General features: G+C 70.7%; 4 protein-coding genes. All 4 read left to right on the top strand.

Annotation, left to right across the window (positions count from 1 at the left end):
- On the top strand, positions 1-376 hold a 376-nt coding region (locus QR77_RS27530), incomplete at its 5' end, for an alpha/beta family hydrolase (protein WP_040024747.1).
- Positions 377-625: 249 nt separating this feature from the next.
- Complete coding sequence (locus QR77_RS27535) at positions 626-1,285, top strand: sigma-70 family RNA polymerase sigma factor (RefSeq protein ID WP_040024748.1); 660 nt, start codon at positions 626-628, stop codon at positions 1,283-1,285.
- Positions 1,282-1,623: a mycothiol system anti-sigma-R factor gene (rsrA, locus tag QR77_RS27540; RefSeq protein ID WP_040024749.1), complete on the top strand. Its 342-nt coding sequence runs from the start codon at positions 1,282-1,284 to the stop codon at positions 1,621-1,623. The genes QR77_RS27535 and rsrA overlap by 4 nt, the downstream gene beginning before the upstream one ends.
- Positions 1,624-1,909: 286 nt before the next feature.
- The coding region (locus QR77_RS27545; protein ID WP_236710834.1) for an HD-GYP domain-containing protein at positions 1,910-3,327 on the top strand (1,418 nt) is incomplete at its 3' end.

Here is a 3,327-nt window from a genome sequence, read left to right on the forward strand (position 1 = left end):
GCCGGTGATCGCGGGCGGTCGCAGCGCGGGGGCGCGGGTGGCCTGCCGTACGGCGGGTGAGCTGGGCGCGCACGCCGTACTGGCCCTGAGCTTCCCGCTCCACCCGCCGGGCAGGCCGGAGAAGTCCCGGGCCGGCGAACTGCTGGCCGCGGGCGTGCCCACGCTGGTCGTCCAGGGCGGTAACGACTCCTTCGGGAAGCCCGCCGAGTTCCCCGCCGAGATCCGTGAATCGCCCGCCGACGGATACGGACTCGTGGAGGTGCCGGACGCCGACCACGGCCTCGCCGTCCCCCGGCGCGCCGGAATCTCGCAGGTGGAGGCCCTGGAACTGATCACCGACGGCGTCGCGGGCTGGCTCCGGGCGCGGGGGGAATGAGCAGCCGGTGGCTCCTGTTATGGATGACATCGGTTGACAGAGCATGGAGAGGGAGTCCGTCGTATGGGTTCGACCATCTGCCCGCGCCGCACAGACGCCGCCGATCTGGAGTGGACGGTGCTTGGTGCGACCAAGAACACTCAGGTTGGGCCGGTCCGCGGAGCCGATCGGCAGCCCCCGGTGAAGCAAGGTCGACTATTCTCCGATTCGAGTGGGTCCGCTTTCGGATCCGCCACAGCGTTGGAGGAGGTGGGTCCGGTCACTGGGACCGATTCAGGGACCGACGACGGCAGTGTCGAAGAGACGACCGCCGAGCGCAACGCTCGCTTCGAGCGTGACGCCCTGGGCTACCTCGACCAGATGTACTCGGCCGCGCTGCGCATGACGCGCAATCCGGCCGATGCCGAGGATCTCGTGCAGGAGACGTACGCGAAGGCCTACGGCTCGTTCCACCAGTTCCGTGAGGGCACCAACCTCAAGGCCTGGATGTACCGCATCCTCACCAATACGTTCATCAACTCGTATCGCAAGAAGCAGCGTGAGCCTCAGCGCAGTGCCGCCGAGGAGATCGAGGACTGGCAGCTCGCGCGCGCCGAGTCGCACATGTCGACGGGGCTGCGCTCCGCCGAGTCCCAGGCGCTCGACCATCTCCCGGACTCCGACGTGAAGTCCGCGCTACAGGCGATTCCCGAAGAGTTCCGCATCGCGGTTTATCTCGCCGATGTAGAGGGGTTTGCCTACAAGGAGATCGCGGACATCATGGGAACCCCCATCGGTACGGTGATGTCACGACTGCACCGGGGCCGCCGCCAGTTGCGCGGCATGCTGGAGGACTACGCCCGTGACCGCGGGCTCGTCCCGGCAGGTGTCGGAGAGTCGTCGGACGATCGGAAAGGCTCGGGCTCATGAGCTGCGGAGAGCCGCATGAGACGGATTGCGCCGAGGTTCTCGATCATTTGTACGAGTTCCTCGACCACGAAATGCCGGAGGGCGACTGCGACAAGTTCGAGGTGCACTTCGAGGAGTGCTCCCCGTGCTTGGAGAAGTACGGCCTTGAGCAGGCCGTGAAGAAGCTGGTCAAGAGGTGCTGCGGGCAGGACGACGTACCCTCCGACCTGCGCGCGAAGGTGATGGGCCGGATCGACCTCATCAGGTCGGGACAGGTCCTGCCCGAGCGCGGGGTCTCCACGGCGGGCGCCGATCTGCCCGGTGTGTCGGCGGATCTGCCGGGCGTCTCCCGGGACTGACGGACGGGGCCGAGGAGATCGGTCGGCCGGCGCCGTGAGCCCCGGCGGATCACCCCTCGCTCACCCTCCCGAGCGCTTTGACGGGGGCGTGCCACGCGTGACGCGTGAGCGCGCCCCCGCTCCCATGTCGCGCGCTGTTTCCGGGATTTTCGGACGGCAACTGTTACCGCGCGTTACCACTCGAAGGTATTAACCCTCGCCTTCACGCTGTTCCTGGCCGCTCAACTCGCTAGCCTGACCCTCTGTTTGAGGCCTGTTCGGGCCGGGCCGGGGAGGGGCTGAGGGCGTGAGGGCCATTACGGGTGGAGCGCGCGCGTACATCCTGCTCACGGTGGTCTGCGCCGTGGCCTGCGTGGTCCCCGCGCTCATGCCCCCGGCCCTGCCCGCCGTCGGTTCCGTGCCCGACACGGGCACGCCCTGGACGGCCGTCGCGCTGCTCGCGGGGCTCTACGCGGTGTGCGAGATGCCCGCCCGGTTCCGCTTCCACCTGCCGGGACGCGCGCTCGGCGACTCCGTCCCCGTCGCGGCCGGCTCGTTCTTCCCCGTGCTGCTCGCAGCCGCCTTCCTGCTGCCGCCCGCCGCGGCGGCGCTGGTCGCCGTCCCCGGCGCGCTCCTCGGCCGGGTCGAGCACCGCCCGAAGGCGGCGCGGTGCGTCTGGCACGCCGCGCAGCTCACCGTCGCCACCTGGGCAGCGGCGCGTACGCACCTGCTCTTCGGCGGCCCGGTCGCGCTCGGCGGCGGCGGGTACGGGCTCGGCGCCCCCGACTTCCCGTACGTGCTGCTGCCCGTCGGGGCCGCCTCACTCGCCTTCTGCCTGGTCCTCGCCGCACTCGACGGCGGCATTCTCGTCACCGCCGAGCGGCAGCCCATGCGCACCGCCTGGCGCGGACTGCTGGTCCGCTCCCTGCCCTCGCACGGCGCGCACGGTCTCGCCGGGCTGATGATGGCGGTCCTGTGGCGCAGCCCGTACGGCCCGCTCGCCGCGCTCTTCGTGCTGCTGCCCATGTACATCTCCTGCTGGGTCTTCGCCCAGTACCACCGCGAGCGGGCGGCCCACCAGGCCACCATCAGGGCGCTGGTGCAGGCCGTCGACATCAAGGACAGGTACACCAGGGGGCACAGCGAGCGGGTCGGCCACGCCTCCGTCATGATCGCCCGCGAGCTGGGGATGGAGCGCGAGCGGCTGGAAGTCCTGCGCTTCGCCGGCATCCTGCACGACGTCGGCAAGCTCGGGGTCCCCACCCGGGTGCTGCGCAAGGACGGGCCGCTGACGGCCGAGGAGCGGCGGGTGATCGAGCTGCACCCCGAGTACGGGCACGAGATGGTGCACGGGATCGGCTTCCTCGGGGAGGCGCGCGGCGCGATCCTGCACCACCACGAGCGCCTCGACGGCAGCGGATACCCGTACGGTCTGGCCGGCGCCCAGATCCCCGAGTTCGCCCGGGTCGTCGCCGTGGCCGACGCCTTCGACGCGATGACGTCGACCCGCTCCTACCGGCGCGCGAGGCCGGTGGAGAGCGCGGTGCGGGAGCTGGAGCGGTGCGCGGGGACCCAGTTCGACCCCGCGATGGTCTCGGCGTTCGTCCGGGCGCTGGGCCGGCACGGCTGGCGGACCACGGTCACCGCCGACGAGGAGAAGGCGGCCCCTTCCGTGCCCGGCGTACGGCCTCCGGACGACGAACCGCGCGTAAACGTTCCGCCTGC

It is taken from the genome of Streptomyces sp. 150FB (genome assembly GCF_000818195.1).
Taxonomy (GTDB): Bacteria; Actinomycetota; Actinomycetes; order Streptomycetales; family Streptomycetaceae; genus Streptomyces.